The organism is Fusibacter sp. (genome assembly GCF_057447755.1).
In genome coordinates this window covers 199471-214802 of record NZ_JBVBZF010000001.1, presented here as the reverse complement: position 1 = coordinate 214802, position 15332 = coordinate 199471, and the positions used below count along the sequence as shown (strand labels likewise).

Annotated in this window: 34 protein-coding genes; 1 reads left to right on the top strand and 33 read right to left on the bottom strand. The window is 34.4% G+C overall.

What is annotated here, in order from left to right:
- Positions 1–69: 69 nt before the first annotated feature.
- The 31 genes from AC220I_RS01660 to AC220I_RS01510 form a co-directional block, all read right to left on the bottom strand.
- Entirely contained in the window at positions 70–417 is a 348-nt protein-coding gene (locus AC220I_RS01660) for a hypothetical protein (RefSeq protein WP_486722098.1), read from the bottom strand.
- A complete protein-coding gene (locus AC220I_RS01655; protein ID WP_486722097.1) occupies positions 414–590 on the bottom strand; it encodes a hypothetical protein in 177 nt (58 codons plus the stop codon). The genes AC220I_RS01660 and AC220I_RS01655 overlap by 4 nt, the downstream gene beginning before the upstream one ends.
- The gene (locus AC220I_RS01650) at positions 587–859 is read right to left on the bottom strand and encodes a hypothetical protein (RefSeq protein ID WP_486722096.1); all 273 of its coding nucleotides are present in this window, start codon (positions 857–859) and stop codon (positions 587–589) included. Before AC220I_RS01650 ends, AC220I_RS01655 begins: the two co-directional genes overlap by 4 nt.
- Before the next feature lie 91 nt (positions 860–950).
- A complete protein-coding gene (locus AC220I_RS01645; protein ID WP_486722095.1) occupies positions 951–1370 on the bottom strand; it encodes a hypothetical protein in 420 nt (139 codons plus the stop codon).
- 30 nt (positions 1371–1400) lie between these two features.
- The gene (locus AC220I_RS01640) at positions 1401–2456 is read right to left on the bottom strand and encodes a bifunctional nicotinamide-nucleotide adenylyltransferase/Nudix hydroxylase (RefSeq protein ID WP_486722094.1); all 1056 of its coding nucleotides are present in this window, start codon (positions 2454–2456) and stop codon (positions 1401–1403) included.
- A 66-nt stretch (positions 2457–2522) separates the two neighbouring features.
- Positions 2523–3212 (bottom strand): hypothetical protein, encoded by a 690-nt coding sequence (locus AC220I_RS01635; protein ID WP_486722093.1) that lies wholly within the window; start codon positions 3210–3212, stop codon positions 2523–2525.
- A gap of 9 nt (positions 3213–3221) precedes the next feature.
- Positions 3222–3461: a hypothetical protein gene (locus AC220I_RS01630; RefSeq protein ID WP_486722092.1), complete on the bottom strand. Its 240-nt coding sequence runs from the start codon at positions 3459–3461 to the stop codon at positions 3222–3224.
- Positions 3462–3521: 60 nt separating this feature from the next.
- Entirely contained in the window at positions 3522–4817 is a 1296-nt protein-coding gene (locus AC220I_RS01625; RefSeq protein ID WP_486722091.1) for a glycosyltransferase family 2 protein, read from the bottom strand.
- Between the two features lie 25 nt (positions 4818–4842).
- On the bottom strand, positions 4843–5034 hold the full coding sequence (locus tag AC220I_RS01620; protein WP_486722090.1) for a hypothetical protein: 192 nt from the start codon (positions 5032–5034) through the stop codon (positions 4843–4845).
- On the bottom strand, positions 5031–5372 hold the full coding sequence (locus AC220I_RS01615; protein WP_486722089.1) for a hypothetical protein: 342 nt from the start codon (positions 5370–5372) through the stop codon (positions 5031–5033). Before AC220I_RS01615 ends, AC220I_RS01620 begins: the two co-directional genes overlap by 4 nt.
- Entirely contained in the window at positions 5369–5656 is a 288-nt protein-coding gene (locus tag AC220I_RS01610; RefSeq protein WP_486722088.1) for a hypothetical protein, read from the bottom strand. Before AC220I_RS01610 ends, AC220I_RS01615 begins: the two co-directional genes overlap by 4 nt.
- On the bottom strand, positions 5653–6513 hold the full coding sequence (locus tag AC220I_RS01605; RefSeq protein ID WP_486722087.1) for an NAD(+)/NADH kinase: 861 nt from the start codon (positions 6511–6513) through the stop codon (positions 5653–5655). The genes AC220I_RS01610 and AC220I_RS01605 overlap by 4 nt, the downstream gene beginning before the upstream one ends.
- Entirely contained in the window at positions 6510–6695 is a 186-nt protein-coding gene (locus AC220I_RS01600) for a hypothetical protein (RefSeq protein WP_486722086.1), read from the bottom strand. Before AC220I_RS01600 ends, AC220I_RS01605 begins: the two co-directional genes overlap by 4 nt.
- A complete protein-coding gene (locus tag AC220I_RS01595) occupies positions 6692–7084 on the bottom strand; it encodes a hypothetical protein (RefSeq protein ID WP_486722085.1) in 393 nt (130 codons plus the stop codon). The genes AC220I_RS01600 and AC220I_RS01595 overlap by 4 nt, the downstream gene beginning before the upstream one ends.
- Before the next feature lie 34 nt (positions 7085–7118).
- Positions 7119–7550: an acyl carrier protein gene (locus tag AC220I_RS01590; RefSeq protein WP_486722084.1), complete on the bottom strand. Its 432-nt coding sequence runs from the start codon at positions 7548–7550 to the stop codon at positions 7119–7121.
- The gene (locus tag AC220I_RS01585; RefSeq protein ID WP_486722083.1) at positions 7550–7759 is read right to left on the bottom strand and encodes a hypothetical protein; all 210 of its coding nucleotides are present in this window, start codon (positions 7757–7759) and stop codon (positions 7550–7552) included. Before AC220I_RS01585 ends, AC220I_RS01590 begins: the two co-directional genes overlap by 1 nt.
- A complete protein-coding gene (locus AC220I_RS01580; RefSeq protein ID WP_486722082.1) occupies positions 7725–8219 on the bottom strand; it encodes a hypothetical protein in 495 nt (164 codons plus the stop codon). The genes AC220I_RS01585 and AC220I_RS01580 overlap by 35 nt, the downstream gene beginning before the upstream one ends.
- A gap of 8 nt (positions 8220–8227) precedes the next feature.
- On the bottom strand, positions 8228–8488 hold the full coding sequence (locus tag AC220I_RS01575) for a hypothetical protein (RefSeq protein ID WP_486722081.1): 261 nt from the start codon (positions 8486–8488) through the stop codon (positions 8228–8230).
- 56 nt (positions 8489–8544) lie between these two features.
- On the bottom strand, positions 8545–8814 hold the full coding sequence (locus tag AC220I_RS01570) for a hypothetical protein (protein ID WP_486722080.1): 270 nt from the start codon (positions 8812–8814) through the stop codon (positions 8545–8547).
- A gap of 18 nt (positions 8815–8832) precedes the next feature.
- A complete protein-coding gene (locus AC220I_RS01565) occupies positions 8833–9612 on the bottom strand; it encodes a metallophosphoesterase (RefSeq protein WP_486722079.1) in 780 nt (259 codons plus the stop codon).
- Positions 9599–10132 carry an AAA family ATPase gene (locus AC220I_RS01560; protein ID WP_486722078.1) on the bottom strand — a complete coding sequence of 178 codons (534 nt, stop codon included), beginning with the start codon at positions 10130–10132 and terminating at the stop codon, positions 9599–9601. Before AC220I_RS01560 ends, AC220I_RS01565 begins: the two co-directional genes overlap by 14 nt.
- Positions 10119–10280 carry a hypothetical protein gene (locus AC220I_RS01555; protein ID WP_486722077.1) on the bottom strand — a complete coding sequence of 54 codons (162 nt, stop codon included), beginning with the start codon at positions 10278–10280 and terminating at the stop codon, positions 10119–10121. Before AC220I_RS01555 ends, AC220I_RS01560 begins: the two co-directional genes overlap by 14 nt.
- A 333-nt stretch (positions 10281–10613) precedes the next feature.
- Complete coding sequence (locus tag AC220I_RS01550) at positions 10614–11402, bottom strand: metallophosphoesterase (protein WP_486722076.1); 789 nt, start codon at positions 11400–11402, stop codon at positions 10614–10616.
- A 4-nt stretch (positions 11403–11406) separates the two neighbouring features.
- Entirely contained in the window at positions 11407–11694 is a 288-nt protein-coding gene (locus AC220I_RS01545; RefSeq protein WP_486722075.1) for a hypothetical protein, read from the bottom strand.
- Positions 11694–11921 carry a hypothetical protein gene (locus AC220I_RS01540; protein ID WP_486722074.1) on the bottom strand — a complete coding sequence of 76 codons (228 nt, stop codon included), beginning with the start codon at positions 11919–11921 and terminating at the stop codon, positions 11694–11696. The genes AC220I_RS01545 and AC220I_RS01540 overlap by 1 nt, the downstream gene beginning before the upstream one ends.
- The gene (locus AC220I_RS01535) at positions 11918–12271 is read right to left on the bottom strand and encodes a hypothetical protein (RefSeq protein WP_486722073.1); all 354 of its coding nucleotides are present in this window, start codon (positions 12269–12271) and stop codon (positions 11918–11920) included. The genes AC220I_RS01540 and AC220I_RS01535 overlap by 4 nt, the downstream gene beginning before the upstream one ends.
- Positions 12271–12597 carry a hypothetical protein gene (locus tag AC220I_RS01530; protein WP_486722072.1) on the bottom strand — a complete coding sequence of 109 codons (327 nt, stop codon included), beginning with the start codon at positions 12595–12597 and terminating at the stop codon, positions 12271–12273. Before AC220I_RS01530 ends, AC220I_RS01535 begins: the two co-directional genes overlap by 1 nt.
- On the bottom strand, positions 12597–12917 hold the full coding sequence (locus tag AC220I_RS01525; RefSeq protein ID WP_486722071.1) for a hypothetical protein: 321 nt from the start codon (positions 12915–12917) through the stop codon (positions 12597–12599). Before AC220I_RS01525 ends, AC220I_RS01530 begins: the two co-directional genes overlap by 1 nt.
- Positions 12918–13154: 237 nt before the next feature.
- Positions 13155–13394: a hypothetical protein gene (locus AC220I_RS01520; RefSeq protein ID WP_486722070.1), complete on the bottom strand. Its 240-nt coding sequence runs from the start codon at positions 13392–13394 to the stop codon at positions 13155–13157.
- On the bottom strand, positions 13391–13759 hold the full coding sequence (locus AC220I_RS01515) for a hypothetical protein (RefSeq protein WP_486722069.1): 369 nt from the start codon (positions 13757–13759) through the stop codon (positions 13391–13393). The genes AC220I_RS01520 and AC220I_RS01515 overlap by 4 nt, the downstream gene beginning before the upstream one ends.
- A gap of 98 nt (positions 13760–13857) precedes the next feature.
- The gene (locus AC220I_RS01510) at positions 13858–14169 is read right to left on the bottom strand and encodes a hypothetical protein (RefSeq protein ID WP_486722068.1); all 312 of its coding nucleotides are present in this window, start codon (positions 14167–14169) and stop codon (positions 13858–13860) included.
- Positions 14170–14220: 51 nt separating this feature from the next.
- On the opposite strand from AC220I_RS01510, the gene AC220I_RS01505 reads away from it, so the two are divergent.
- Positions 14221–14454, top strand: coding sequence for a hypothetical protein (locus AC220I_RS01505; protein WP_486722067.1), 234 nt, complete (start codon positions 14221–14223; stop codon positions 14452–14454).
- On the opposite strand, the gene AC220I_RS01500 is transcribed toward AC220I_RS01505, so the two are convergent.
- Positions 14455–14895, bottom strand: coding sequence for a hypothetical protein (locus AC220I_RS01500; protein ID WP_486722066.1), 441 nt, complete (start codon positions 14893–14895; stop codon positions 14455–14457).
- A complete protein-coding gene (locus AC220I_RS01495; RefSeq protein ID WP_486722065.1) occupies positions 14892–15329 on the bottom strand; it encodes a hypothetical protein in 438 nt (145 codons plus the stop codon). Before AC220I_RS01495 ends, AC220I_RS01500 begins: the two co-directional genes overlap by 4 nt.
- Positions 15330–15332: the final 3 nt, after the last annotated feature.

The window sequence follows — 15332 nt, the reverse complement described above, 5'->3', positions numbered from 1 at the left end:
TTTAAGGTTTAGATCGTTCCGATCTGTTCTGTCTTTATTTATACTCTTCGACATAAGAGTAGTCAACGGTTATAATCGAAAAACGTAGACTTTAATTACTTTACGACCTTGATCGTATGCATCACTTACACGATGATGCCCATCTAATAAGTGATAACCTTCATTATCTTTCAAAGCAACAGGATAATCTTCATATTCATCAAATACAGGATCACCCCCACCACCTTCATCACTTAACCAATCTTGTGTGGCTAAGAGATCATTTACTCGTACCATTTCAAGTGAAGGTCGTATTCCACGTTGATGGATTTTATTCACCAATGATTCCACATCTGTTCGTCCAGATGAATCCCAATCACTGGTATAAGTGGGACTTTGTTGTAGTGGCATTTCTTCAAATAGATCCCGAAGTTTCATAATGCTTTAATTTCTACAACCTTGTCACCATTGCTTTTAACTTTTTGTTTTGCTTTGTTTAAATGAGCATCACAAACAGGTATTTGTGCTCGTCCATCCGCCCATACAACAGCTTTTGTTGCATCTTGATTACAAAACGTACAATTAGCTTGATGCAATTCAACCAACTTCATTTGATGACAGCTTTACCTTCACCACTCATGATTGCATTGATTACAATAAATTGTACTTTTGCAACAGAGTTTGCTTTGTTAATCGCCATTTTGAACTTAGGGATCTTATCTTTGAACTTGAAATGACTAACCGCTTGTTTCCCAAACGCTTTTGCCTGTTCTAGATCACTAGGCCAATTCTTGGCATCAACATATTTTTCTAAGCCCTTAGTTGAATCTTCACTAGGTTTCTTAGCTTCCTTGATTGGTTTAATCTCTTCTAATCGCATTATATTATCCTATGTAAAAAAGGTTAAGGGCAAAGGTAGCGAATCCTTGCCCTTAACAGACGCCTACTGCATAACAGCAAACGGTCCTAGATTAATAAAAGTCTGAACGTCTTAGACCACGACGACTATACTCATCCTCATGTGGATATTCATCTTCGTCACGATCATTTGCTCCAGTTTCATCTTCGTACATGTCAATCAAGTCACCAATAACTTGATCATCTACAGGATACATGACGTATAAGTCATTTTCACCTTGGTCTGCATAATCAGGACCTAGTTTTTTACCACCCTGTAAGTGTTGTCGAGCAAACTTTGCAAATTCACTAAAATCACCATGTTCGCGAATTACACGAATCAAACTTTTAAACAGATTAGCTGAATGGTTTCCACGAACAACCATCTGTGTATTCCAATCAACAAGTTCAATATCTTCAAATTGTCCATCAACATATGAAAATATCAGACCCATTTTGGCTGATGCTTCTACTAAAATGTCAGCAAGTTTCATTAAAAATCTCCTCAATTCAGAGTATTTATACTAGATCTCTCCAACAAAGTGCTTCAAAATCATTAAATGATCCTCAAACCATTGATCACCCATTTTTAATGCTTGACTAAGTGGTATCCATTCTGCTTTTTGAGCATCACTTCCACCTTTAACCTTTGGTAATCCGTGAGTTGTTGGTTCTAATTCGATTAGAAAAGCATGTGTGATTGTACGTCCACGTAATGAACGATTTGGATGGTCAAATACACCACTTGTCTTAATTGAACCACGAAGTACAGGATCAGGAACTTTCAGTTTGGTTTCTTCTCTCAATTCACGAATCATTGAATCCACAATTTGTTCGTTGTGGTCTAAGAAACCTCCTGGTAATGCTAATAATCCCTCTCCTGGTGCGGCTTTACGACGAACTGCTAGTACATGTCCTGACGTAATTACAACTGAATCTACAGTTACAAATGTGGGAGGATAAGGAGCGACACTCCATGCCTGTTTGTACTTTTGTAAGTGTTTATATTCACGAACCAACCGATCGTATTCATCAGTTTTCATGAATTCATACAGAAAACTTCTGGTACCTTCAGGTGCATAATTTGAGTCAGGAATAATTCCCAAATCAAAATAACCAGCACGTACATCAGTTGCATTTAGTGCAACTTGGCCTTTAACTGGTGTTTGACCATGAAATTTCCATTGAGGAAACATTTTGAGATAGTAAGAAGAATCATCTTTTTCACAACCAATTAGACCAATTTCTTTCTTTGTTGTTAGGTCTTCACCATCTTTGTAATTGGAAGTAATGATATTGTAAATTGTTTCTTGTACTTCAGTTACCCACTGTTGATCATTGTACATTGTATCTTCAATGGGTGCAAAAATTAATCTATCAGCATCGTTTGGAAAACTAGCAAGAATCATTTGTTTACGTTCTTCCCACGTCCAAGGATTTTTGACAGTTCGTGCTTGATTTGCACTACCCAACAGAATAATAACTTTATCTGTCCAAGGCAAAGCAAGTTCAACTAAATGTTTGTGAGCATTGTGGAATGGCATGAATCTGCCAATTAAAATAATATAATCGTACTTCATAAGAGTTCCTCCTATGGAAAAAGTTGAGTTGACAAGTCTATCTTGTCAACTCTATTTATACTATGGTTATTTGCTAAGATCAACTTGACCAACAACTTTACCATTCCGAACCAAATCAACAATCATAGATGGTTCGATTAGTTCCAAATTTTCTTCATGATAACCAAGAACTTCTCCATCTTTAGTTTCAATTCGAACATAAAAACTAACTGGTTCACCACCAACACGTTTTATGTCAGTTGGGTCAAAGTTATTAACAACTTTACAATGTCCAAGTGCTTTATCATGTTTCACTTCAACAGTATCACCAATTCTGAAACGAGCAAAACGTTTCAACTTGATTCCAGTCTTTTCACACAGATGTTTAAGATCAGCAATCATAAGTTCATGAATATCTTCATTAAGAAGTTCTTCGTATTCAGTCATAACTGCTTTTAAAGGAACATGACCTTTAAACTTATGTAAGGAATTTTTTAGTTCTTTAATTCCTTTCTTCAAATTTTCATATTCTTGTTCCAAATGTGGAACAACAATCTCATTACCACCAAGTAAATGAGATTCAAGAATTGGATTGATCATTGCTCTTACTTCATATTGAAGTTTGAAGTAACTCTTTCCAAGACGTGGAATATCCTTTGTATATTCACGTTCTGTAAAGTCCCTTTGTTTCTTTTTAACATGATCAGGCATGAGATGTGGATAAAAGATTTCCAATGCATCTCTCAGTTTGTTTAAATATTCTTCACTTGGGTACATAATTAGTCCTCAATGTGCATCAATAATAAGTGCAGGAATGGTATCAGTGACCTCTTCATCACCTACTTCTGCAAGGTCAGTGTAAGTTTGACCACCATCTGTTTCGTACACTTCTGATGCATACATATATGTAGTTTCAAAAGCATAAGGATCATCAAAGCAAGATTGTTGAAATACTTCAAGTTCTCCAACTTCAGGATCATTTTCAACTAATGCTTGAAGTTGTTCAATAAAATCTTTTACTTTCATAATAACCTCTTTTCTTAACTAATAATACATTATCAGATATAATTGGGTGAAAGTCAACTATTACTTAGTTCCCCAAGATTTACTATCGTTTCCTAACTCTTTAATATAACCGACAAAACAAGCAGGACTTACAATTAATTGGTAAAAGAAAACATGTAGGAAAAATCCACCCCAATTTTGTCTAATCTTCAAACCATAATCATGAAAGATTTTTCGTTGTTTATAGAATTGAATGGTGGCTAATAATAGTGTTAGTGGAAGCAAATATAACGTCATTAAACCAGCAATTGCATAGAACTGAAAAGCCAAAGCAAGAATAATTCCAGGTACAAAAATTGTTAAGAAAGCAAAATCTAAAATGGGTGAAATAAAATTATACCAAACAAAAGGTAAGTTGAGACGTTTGGTGGTTAAGATTTTTGGATGTTCCTTATATGCTTCAATTAATCCACGAGCCCATCTCACTCTTTGGTTAAAGAATTGAGAATACTTTTCAGGAACTCTGGTGAACATAAATGCATTTTCGGCATAACCAACTCTATATTCTTTTGTTAGAAATCCCCAAGTTAAAACAATATCTTCACCTAACATTTTAGGCCATCCACCAACATTAAGGAGAGCTTGTTTCCAATAGCATGAGAATGCTCCAGGTGCCACCATAGTACCTTGCAAAAGAGATTGAACTCTTTTCATTACAGCAATACCTGAAAAATAGTCAAACTCTTGCATTTTAGTTAACCAGTTTGTACGAGAGTTCCGAACAAGTACAGTTCCTGCAACTGCTGCAGTTCCTGTTGGTCCATTAACTAAATTATTAACAATATTCACCAACGCATCTTTGTATAAGGTAGAATCAGCATCAAGAGTTACAATAACTTCATGCGAAGCCTCTTTAAGTCCTACATTTAAGGCCATTGTTTTACCAAAATTTTTCGTTAACTCAATGAGACGAAATTTCAAATCAGGATCATTGATTGATTTGGCTATTCTAGTTACAACTTCATCACCAGTCTTATCTGTAGATCCATCAGATATAACAAGAAGTTCTATCTCATTTGGATAATCTTGTGCTAAGATTGAATCTATTGTTTCATTAATATGATTTTCTTCATTGTAGGCTGCTACAAGGACAGTAATTGGTGGTAAGGGCCATTTACCTTTTGGAATGGGTCGTTTGTCGCTTAACAAACCAGTAATAAGAAATAAACTCATAAATCCTGGAAGGAAAGCAATTAATGAAACAATTAAAAATCCACCTACTCTTCCATATATGTCTTGTAATTGGTCAAACCAAGGTGAATCAAACCAAACACAAAAAGCCACCCAAGCAATTGCTACAAGGGTGGCTATAATCATCTTATTTTTTACAGTGATATACACTTTAAGTTTCCATTATACCTGTCATTCGAAAATTTTTCGAATCAAAAATTTCAACATCTCCAGAACTAATTAGTTGAGCTAACTGATCTTGAGTTATCATGCTTGCAGTTTGTGCAGCATCGAGTATATTATCTCCCTTTAGATCGTCTATGTCAACCATTACAGTTAATTCAAAAGTAGCTTTATAACTCATTCAAATCTCTCCCATTCATAATAATTAGTTTGTACATACTTGCCTGGACTAATTGATAATAGACGTGTAAAAATTTGAAGAACATCTGTCATCTCTTGATGAATTTGATCCATGTATCTCAGTTGTTCTTCTGAAAAATCTGCTTCATCATAATCTTCATCAATAATTTCAGGCTCAATACCTAAAATTTCTGCAATGTCACCATAGACATAACTATTACCATATGGACGTTTGCAGTCTACTGCAGGTGCACCAAATTCGCAATAATCATCATATCGAAAGTACATTCTCTGTAATAGCTTAATATGGTTCTCGGTTACTTCAAATACTTCTTTCATTTCTCTTTTCCTAAACAATCAAACATTATTTTCAATTGGTACTCTTCAGCTGTACCTTCCCAAAGATATGCTCTCACAATTATGTTGTAAAGTTCAAGGTTATAAGTGCCATCTTCATTACGAGCAATACGTTCAGCATGTTCGGGAGGAGTTCCTGCATGGTGGTTTATGACTGAATCTTTACCAATTTGGCTAAGACCATAACATCGATTTTCATCAGCTGATGAAATTTGATAAACAATTGATAATAGGCAGAAATATAAAATTTTTCTTAAGCCGATCATGCGCCTTGCTTCCACCACAACATTTTTTGAGCTAAAACATCATAGTAGTTCCAACCAATTCGATGCCACATGTTGATTTTATTTGCATATTTTTGAAATGTGTATGAAATTTCATTATCTGCTCTAGTGATCTGATCAATTATTTGACCATCACCTCTTAATAAGAGTGGTTCATTAATTGGAGCAATTAAAACTTCAATTTTACTGGTCATAGGAACAATAAGAGGACGGGATGTCATGGTGTGAGGTGAGATAACATTAACTTGAATAGCATCAATTTCTGGGCTCATAATTGAACCACCAACACTTAAACTATAAGCTGTTGATCCTGTTGGTGTTGAAATTAATACACCATCACCTTTTTGTACTCCAACAGTTTGACCATTAACTCTTATGGTAAATTTTAATAATATTCCTGATAGTCTGGCTGCTAAATGAAATTCGTTCACAGCCAATGCTTGTTGACCATATATTGTTTTTGTTTCAATAATGGAACGTTGTTCGTGTTCCAATGAATTTCCACAGAGTCCAGAATAGACTTCACCGATAGCCCTAACAAAACTATCGTTGTTGACCATATATTCAAAATCAGCAAGAAAACCTAGATGTCCTAGATTCATTGAAATGACACTACCATCGTGTTGGGCTGCTAATTTCATTGCAAATAATGCAGTTCCATCACCACCCAATGATACAAATAATGCTCCTCGAAATAAGGACTCGTGTTGGTGAGAACGATACACAATAACTTGTGTATCGTTTAAGTTTAGATCACGTTTGATTTTACGAACGATAAAATCGATTTTTGCTTGATCTTCTTCAGTTGCATTAAGTTTTTCAATTACAACAATTTTCATTGTACCGTCATAGGTTTATAATCAACCAACTCAACAATTTCATAGTTGCCAACTTTTCGAACTGTGTCCAGTGCAACTTCGATCATCTCATCGAGATTTAAACCTTCCTTTTTTATCATGTTGAAAGAACCATCACCTTGTTCGGTGTGGAAGTATACAGTAATACTTTCATATTCATTCATAAGTATTCTAACCCTAATTTTCTAGAACGTTCATTTAAAATAGATTCGATGGTTTTACCTTGTAAATCAGCCATCAATGACCAAACTTCCGACAAATCACTTTCACAGGAAAAATCAATTTCAGTACCTTCCAATGTAACAATTGTTCCTTCCATTACTTCTGTATAGGAATTATTATCAAATGTACCTTCAAAGGTAGATTCAGTGGTACTTCGTGGTTCTTCTGTTTTATCCCAATCAATACCATCTCGTTTGATAGCCTTTAATGCTTCAAAGGTCTTTTTACTATCCATATTATAATGGCCACCATAGAAGCTCCATTCAGCATCAACATGACCATATAGGAACAAGTAACACCAAGCGAATTGTTTTGCAGTTAATGTTTTCATAAGTTTATTATACATCAATAAGGGTAAAAGACAACTACAATTTCCATCTTAAATTGTGATGTTTGTCAATATTAGGATTATGTCCTTTTATAAAAGCTCCAACCATTTCATATTCATTTATTAATTTATGAATAAATTGTGGATCAGTTTCATATATTTCTAATAAATCTGCTGGAGTAATCTCAAAGTAGTGTTTTTGTTGGTTGGCTGATACTATATTGGTAATAACTTCACGACGAATTAACTGAGCAAAACCTTCAACAGTTGTTTGATCTTCCCATATGCTATCATCAATCTCTATTCCAAATTCTTCTTCAGCATCCATAGCTAACTCGATAACATCCAACACATCTATAATTGTTGGTGCTACTAAATTATCAGTTATTGTTAAGATTTGAGATTTCCATTTACGCTCAATCTTCAATGCATTAACAATCCACCTTTCCAATCCATCTAGAGATTTCACTATTCGCACCATTCCCCATAAAGTCCACAAACTTCATCATCGGTTGGACGGTGATCAGTTAATAGATGACCATGATAAATTAGACCACACTCAGAATTTTCTTCCACTCTAGAAAGTTCATTCCGAACTTGTTGTGTTATAAATTCAAGATTTTCATCTTCGCCAATTGCTTCCTCAGAGATTGAGAAAGTCACTGTAACTGTTAACATTTGGATCCCCCAGATTATAGATTGGTATATTCAAGTCAATCGCAATTCTTAATGCTTGACTTGTTCCACCTTTCATTTCACCATTTTCAGTATAGCATACTATAAACTGGGTGGGCGTTCTACAGTCGAAACCGAGAACTTGTTGGGAATTTCGAGCCATGATCCGTTTAACGGAAGGTTTTAAACCTGCCCAATTGGGATGGTACTTTCTTGCTATTTCAAAAGCAAGTTGAGGGGGTTCATATAAGACAGAAGGATTGTCATTAAAATTTCTCCAAGGTAAAAAGATTTCTTTCTTGCCATTACCTCGAAGAGCCCCAATTTCAAAAGCTGTATCTGCACCGTCAGCTCCACCTGAACGTAATGTATAACCACATTCGGCTAAGTGAGTTGCAATATGTATTATTTTTTCTTTTATGTCATCTGGTATATTTCTACTACCAATACCTGTATAAATCATTATTATTCTTATGCATTCAAGACAAAGTTGCCTCCGCCTTGTGTATTTACAGTTATAGTTCGTACACCAAAATGTTGATGTAACCATTTTTCATCAACAAGTTTTGCATTCTGGTGAAATTGTTGATAAATTTCATTATATATGTTTGATTCGTCAAAGCTAATGTGAAAAGACTTTAATACTTTTTTCTGTGTGAAGTTAATAATTACTTCAGCTGTATACATCAGTTTGTATGGAATATGAGGTACGTTTTGATCTTCTCTTCTCATATTCTCACAAAAGTATATATAGAATTCTTCGCCACATTGGACTCCTAGTAAATGTTTCATAAGATAAAACGTTGCTTCAATAACTTCTTAGCATATTTAACTTCATCAAGTTCATCTTCAACCATATCCTTACTAAGTTGACCATCATCTAAATGACGACCCATCATCATGAAATGACGCTGACCATCTGTATATGGATGTCCAACAGGTTCCCAACCATCTACAACCTTTCCAGACTTTTCCTCTTCAAGAACATGAACGTAAGCCAAAAATGAAACTTTTTGTGCCAGTTTTGCTGGTGACGTTTCTGCTAAAAGAATAACCATTAATATTTCTCCCAAGGGTTATTGGTAACACCCCAACCCTTCAATAAAATGAACTTTACCCGAAATAGCCTCAACCATTGATAAGTAGCGACCACCAGTATCACACCATGTGACAGGACCAACCCGTTCAACTTTTCCATATGTTGGAGTATGTCCAACGAATGTCCGAAATGGTAACTCCATTGTCATCATTTCAGCAAAACCTTCTTCATCAGTTGTATGTTGAAGTAATGTTCTTAAAGCACGACTCCACAAAAGAGTCTCAAGCTCTTTCTGTCCACACTGCAGATTATCAATATTTAACCAATCATCTTCATCCCATTGAAGTGGAGGATCCGAATGAAGAACTCGAAAAGCGAGAGGATCATCTTGTTCACCAACAGTAATAACATATGGAAGAGCCTCACACATATCTTTCAACTTATCTTCTGTGTAGTCATCAATTTGATCGATTTCGTTCATGGTAGTTTCACCACCATTACGAATCCAAAACTTACGACGATCGAAACCACCACTAGCATACATGCCAGTACTTGGTATATCAGGTAAATTAGCAGCGTCCAAGAACATAGATTCATGGTTACCACGAACAGCATAAGCATTTGATGTATCATGGAACCATTTAACTACTCGATAAGATTCAACACCACGATCAATCATATCTCCAACAGATATGACAATATCATCATCACAAAATCCTACTTTGCGAAGTAGTTGATGAAAGTAACCAAACCGTCCGTGAATATCACCAACGATAAAGTATCTGCGTTTTTCCAATGGTAATTTAAGATGTTTCACTTAGCAACCTATGTGCCATGTAATAATGATTACCTTCATACACTTCAACAGTAATGTATGGGTAATTCCAGTCAATTAACATTTGTTCAATCTTTTGATCTAACTCAATCGATTGTTCCAAATCCCTATCTCTACCTTCTTGTTGAAATGGTAGGTCTAAATTTCGTCTCAATAAAATGTTGTAATTATCATACTGATCATGATTATCTTTAACAAAGTTCTTAAAATGGTCAGCACCAGGATGTCCATCCGCTGTATATGCAACAGCTAACAATAATGGACTATCAACTACAACATAGTCTACTTGATCTTTTAACCTGTGAATTTTGTGGTGTTGTTTAGCAAAAATGTATTCTTGACGTTCTGATACAGATTCAAGTCTACCATCATATAATAATTCTTTTGCATATTCCCCAACGAGTTCAGCATTAATACCTTTCATTTTCAAAAAGCCAAACAATAGTGGTGCAGCCGTAGATTTACCTGCTCCTGGACCACCAAATATATTAACAACCTTCATTGGGTATGTCCTGAAGTATCTTATCTACTTCACTAGTATAGTCAACTTGTTTTACTTCCCAACCTTTTTTACCCATATAATTGTCAGCGATCATACCCAAGAAAGCTAATCCAAACAGGCTACCAAAAAGGATTAATACTAATGTCATTCGTCATTCTCCTCACGTGTTTTTTGTAATTCTTTACTACTTTTCTCAATACACATAACACCAACAATTACTACAACCATTATAACAATGAATACACCAATTACAACTTGTAAGTCACGAGTAGCATCAAACATATTATTTGTACCTATCAGCAAGGGTAAGTAATGTTACAAGTGTTGTATATGGTCCACAAATAAGCCCTAAGAAAACTAGTTTTGGGGTAGGAACACTTTCCACATCAGCATTTACTAAATTCGCAAATAAGATAAACCCAAGAATTGTCCAAAGTAATAAAAATAAGTATATCATATTCGTATGATCAGTTATTTTTTGTTAGATATCAAGGGTGAGTGCACGATTAAATCCATGATAATTTTCATTACCATAACCATGAGGATTAATAATAACTCTCGTTTCTCCTACCATATAATCAGCACTGTGATGTGTATGACCATGAATCCAAAGATTGGGTTTTGTATCAAGAATTTCTTGGCTAAGATCACTAACATAACACCCATTAGAAACCTCACCCACATATTTTGGTCCAATTGATTGCCAAGTAGGACCATGATGAGTAATAACTACTATCTGTCTAAATTGTTCTCTATTTTCAGTAATAGTGTCAAAAATATATTTCTTATCACGTTTGTGTAAGTAAAGAATTTCAACAGGTTTGAGTTTGCGAAGATAAGGAGCACCATTGGAACCTGTTCGAATAACTCGATAGTCAGTCATAAATTGTTCAGATTGAAGCATTAATGTTGGATTTTCTTTATCATAATCTGTCCAAAGAGTTGAACCGATAAACAGTATGTCATCTTCAATGTACGTTGAATTATCGAGTACAGTAATGTTATAACCACCTTCTCGAATATGATCCTCTAAACGTTCTCTAGCATTAACAATCGAACCTTTATAGAATTCATGATTACCTAACACAAGAATGGCATGTTTAAATTGTGTGGCAATTTTTTCTAGTAAAGGTTTTAAACTATTTTCTTTTTTGATGGGACAGAAATCACCAGCAACAACAAGAGTAGTATCTTGGTCACTATCTAAACGTTCAAACCAAAAATCAGGATTGATTTCAACGTGAATATCCGACAATATTCGTATCTGCATACATTTATATATGTATGTGACTATGCTTGTATTTGGGTTTGACTTTGACTAAATCAATCGATTGGACGGTTGCACCATACTCTTCACATTTTTTACGAACAATGTCACGAACATCGTTAGCCTTTGCTGGTGATGCAACTTGATAAGCATATTTTCGTAGTGCTTCATGTTTAACTGATCCATCATCATTCAAATCAAGTTGATCAAGATCAACAGTTCCATCATCATTGACAGAAGTCACAACAAATACATAAGGACTTTCATCTTCACATAAAACTGTAATGGCATACATTATTGTACGTCCTTAGTTTGTGACAACAACTGACCTAATTCTTCGGCAATTGCATTTGCATAGTCAATTGACTCCCAATAACGAAGTTCAGTATTGTAGTATGTACCAACATGTCTTGGTGCATTGACTTCCCATTGTACTTGAGAATGAGTATCATCTGCTCTTAAGACTTTACCCTTACCACCACAAGTAACATGAGTAACCCAATCATCTTCTTGAAATTTCATTTTACACGTTCCCCTAATCTTTTTGTATCAAAACCATGAATTTTAAGAAACAATTGTCCAAACCGAGATTTCTTTATCTCAAATTCTGAACGATTGCGAATATAAGCGAATTTGGCTACTAGAATTGAAATCCATAACCAACCAATAAAATCATACTCAGTAAATGCGAGAAGAGCAACGGTGACGAATAAGGAACGTAATACAATAGAAATGATCCACCAAAATGTCCATTTCTTTTCTTCACCTGTATGATGGCTGGCTGCATAAACAGATTTCTCATAGAATACTCCACTACACCACCAAGAGAATAATTGGATGCTGATAGCAAGTACTACTATAAGTATGATCATTATGATATCTCAGATTGATTTATAACCATTACACAACGAATTTCTGTTTGATTTAAACATTGAGACTGTCGAAATCGAATTTTACTTTCAATTGTGACAGAATCTTTCTCTTCTGTAATAATAACTTTAACAAGATAATTATCTATCTCTTTATTTTGGAGGTAAAGTTCCATTACATCTTCTAAATGTCCTTGAAACACATCTTGAAAAGTTGGAATAAAACTACGACCTAATGTTTCCACAACCGTTAGTCTATTCAAATGGTTTGCTATCTCATTGAATATACGTTTGTTGTTTATATTTTTACCTGTTATTTTTATTTTCATTACCACTTATACACTGCATCATATGTAACTTCAATAACCTTATCCTTCATTCGTAATGAAATAAAGTGTCTGGATGTTGCTGATTTAGAATCGTGTTCTAATAGATGACCAGCAATTGCTATGTCATCAAATTGAGTTCGTTTGGAGAGATGTTTGAAAAGGTATCGACTAATAGTTTCTGTTAGGTCTTCAACAATTTCAGCGTTGTTAATTATGATAACCTTTTCAATTGTAGTTCGAACTTTTTTCGCAAGTGTTACTACTTCATCACCAAGCAATTTGGGTGGAATATAACCAGTGCGATTGAAATTTATTGACATAATTAGCTCCTATTATTTTAATATTATTTCTGCTAATTCAGCTAGTCCAATGACTATAAAACCAAAAATTACAGCTACAATACATAATATAGCAAATTGTCCACAAATAGTCAATCCATTAAGAATTTTGTCCTTCATTGAAGTATTTACTTAAAGGTAATGAGTAACAACAATCACCCCAATTAATACTCCAATGATTATTGCAAGACACCCAATTGTTTTATATGATGAACGCATTTAGACCCCGATTAATGTTCCTATCTGGTTGAATACATTCACAATTTCCGTATAATACAAAGTCGTTAAGGTTGCTACAACTACACCTAAACCAATGTAGAGAACCGCAGATAAACGAGAAGTTTTTTCTTCATGAAAATCACGTTCATAACGTACATTTGATTCTTGGTTTGCTTTCAAAACATTTTCACGAATTAATTGTTGTTCCAAGCTTTTGAGATACTTCTCTTGTTTACTCATTTTGTTTCCTCTTTATCAAAAAGTTTATCAAGTTTGTCGTTGATGGTAATTTCATCCTGCTCCATTTTGATATGGAGATCTTTAGATGATTTGATAATAATTTTTTGTTTCCGTTTAAATTTTGGAAACTTAATCTTACCCATCTTTTTAAGTATAATCGAATCTGACCCAACAGTCAACTGGATAAGGTGATATATTCCAATAAAAATTCCTTCAAATATCATACCGATAAAACTAAAAAGTAACTCGAATAACCCACCTACAACGAAAAAGAATCCTTCAAAAATTGCTCCAATAATGGTAAAGAACAATTCAGCAAAGAGGAAAAGGAGGAAGAATCCTCCAATAACCATTAAAATTTCCATTACTTACAATTCTTTTTTCGAAGTTGATCAATACCATAGACAATACCTACAGCAACCAATAACATTCCAAATACTACAAAAATATTCATAATTTTCTCCTAAACTAAAATATGTGAACCAACTTTTATCTTTAGTTTCACAGGTTTAACTTCAAAACCTTCATCTGCATCAAGGCCATTGTTGTCCATTGCACTTCGTATTTCAGGATCATTATTTAATGATCGGGCTGCTTCTCGTGCGGCTCGTGCCGAAACGTATTCATGTGCATCATCTTTTGTATGTGTATATGATGAATATGACGGAAGTTCTGTATTTAGATCTTTTAAATACAGAGATTGACGATTTGGACGACCATAATCTGATGTGTGATCGAGTATTTTTTGTTCTAACACAACAATATAATTATTCAATTTTCTCTCCTCAACCATAAATATTACAAATGCATTTATGGAGTTATATTAATGAAACTTTCTGAAATATTTGAAGCTGAAGAAAACGACAGCAAAAAAGATGACAAAAAGCACAAAGAGTGGGACAAAGCCACTGATAAGTACCACGACAAACAATCGTCAGGTAAAAGCGAAATCCGTATGTTCGTCAAAGGTTCTACAAGTTCCAAACTTAAAGCCCTAAAATCAAAATATGGTGTTGATCAAATTGGGCAAGTAGTTGACAAACTTGTTGGTGGTAAATAATTATAACTCCCACCTTAACTTTTGTAAACGTTCCTCTTCATCTGAGATTTTCAATTTTCCCTTTCTACCAAGCACTTGCATCAATGAGTAAGTATTTGGTGATATTTTAATTAAATCCTTTCGATTACCTTTGGTTAATATTTCTAAGCTCCACTCCCACAATTGAAGACGTATTTGTTCTTGAATAAATTGATATTCTTTTTCAGAGTAAGATGCTGAATCGTTGAGTAATTTTTCCCTTGCAAGGTACAATTCACTAAGATCCATTTTTTGAATTTTTCGTTTTTGTTGGTGATTATAAACAGCTTCATTCCATCTTTCTGTTCTTTGTACTAGATCTGATGTAGATTTCAGTCTTGTACGTTCATCCCAAGCATTGTAGATAATGACAATACCAATAAATGCTCCAACAATGATCCACATATATAATGCAAATGTCATAGTGTCCATTTCAACTTATGCAACTTTTGAATTTCTGTTGGAATTTCTTTACATTTGAGTAACACTAGTCCCAAAGCGTGTGGAGATAGATTAACAATTTGTTGAGCAAACTGTTTATCATTTTTCATTTTATGAGCAACATCATCGGCAAGTACCTCAAGACATTTTTGCTGTCGAATAGCAATGGCACGCCAAAAACGGTCGGGTGTCAAGTTAGTCTCACCAAGTTTAAGTAGGAGCAATTCATCTAAATTAGAATTTTCAATTAGATCCAATGAGGCTGTTAATTCTTGTATGGAAGCATGATGTTCACCTACCTGTCTCGCAAAGTCTTCTTTGGATGTATCTAAAACCCAAGGAAACAAAACAAATAATCCAAACACTACACCACTAGCCATAAAAATGATTAGCAATTGTTGACCAACATCCATCATTAT